Here is a 1,297-nt window from a genome sequence, read left to right on the forward strand (position 1 = left end):
CAGGCGATTGGCGCCGTTGTCGCCCCCGACCGCTTCGCCGCAGGCGTAGAGGCCCGGCACCGCGGTTGCGAGTTCGGTATCCACGCGGACACCGCCCATGTGATAATGCGCGATCGGCGCGACTTCGATCGGGGTGCGCGCGAGGTCGATGCCGTTGGCGGCGAGACGATCGACCACCGGGCCGAACGCCTTGCGGATCTCGGCCTCCGGCACGTGCTGAAAGCTGAGATAGGCACCACCGGCCGGGCTGCCGCGGCCGGCTTCGACTTCCTTGGTGATCGCGTAGGTGGCGAGATCGCGCGTCAGCACGTAGCGGCCGTCACTGCGCGCGTCCTGGCGAGCGTAGTCCTGCTCGAACTCGCGCATGTCGGCATTGAGCAGCTTGCCGCCGAGCTTGTAGCGGAACGGATCCCACATGATCGGATCCATGCCGACCAGTCGCGGCCACAAATGGCCGATCGGGAAAAACTGCACGAATTCCATGTCGATCAGCTCGGCGCCGGCCCGCAGCGCCAGCGCGTAGCCGTCGCCGCCCATGTTGGACGACGCGCTGTTGCGCGCATACAGCCGAGTCAGGCCGCCGGTGGCGATCACCACCGCCCTGGCGGCGATGGTGACGATCTCGCCGCTCGAGAGATGCAGCGCGGTGGCGCCGCAGGCGACGCCGTCGTGCAGAGCGATGTCGATGATGGCGAGATCGCCGACGCGGCGGATGCCGTTCGCATTGTTCAGCTGCGTGCGCAGCGTCTTCGACACTGCCGGACCGGTGGAGAGAAAGTCCACATAGGCGCAGCGCGGACGATCGTGTCCGGGCGCTTGCGCCTGCTTGATGTGCCCGTCCTCGCGTGCCCAGCCCACTTTCCAGGCATCCATCTCGCGCAGTCGGCGCGGGCCGTCTTCGCACAAGAGCGCGGCGAGGTTCTCGTTGCAGAGATCGCGGCCGGCGGCGAGCGTATCGGCGAAGTGATGCTCCCAATGGTCCGGCGTCTGCTCGCCGAGCGCCGCCGCGACCGTCATCTGCGCCATCACGGTGGCGCCGCCACGGCCGATCAGGCTGCGATCCGCCAGCAGCACCGAGGCGCCCGCCTTGGCGGCCTCGAGCGCCGCATACATGCCGGCGCCGCCGGCACCGATGATCAGCACATCGGCTTCCAGATGAGTCTGCGCGCTCGCCGCGCCGGAGACCCCATTCGAACCCGTCATCTCACCTCCATGTCACTTCGGCGCACGCACGGGGCCGCGCCGCTCGTCGCAGTGCAACATTACATTCCCCGCGAGATTTTCACCCCCCAAAAGG

The 1,297-nt window shown here is 68.2% G+C and carries 1 protein-coding gene; it reads right to left on the minus strand.

Annotated features, from left to right (window positions below; genetic code table 11):
* On the minus strand, window positions 1-1,203 hold a 1,203-nt coding region (locus I5M_RS27340), incomplete at its 3' end, for an FAD-binding protein (RefSeq protein ID WP_022724308.1).
* Between the last annotated feature and the right edge of the window lie 94 nt (window positions 1,204-1,297).

It is taken from the genome of Rhodopseudomonas sp. B29, from assembly GCF_000333455.1.
In the GTDB taxonomy this organism is placed as follows: Bacteria; Pseudomonadota; Alphaproteobacteria; order Rhizobiales; family Xanthobacteraceae; genus Rhodopseudomonas.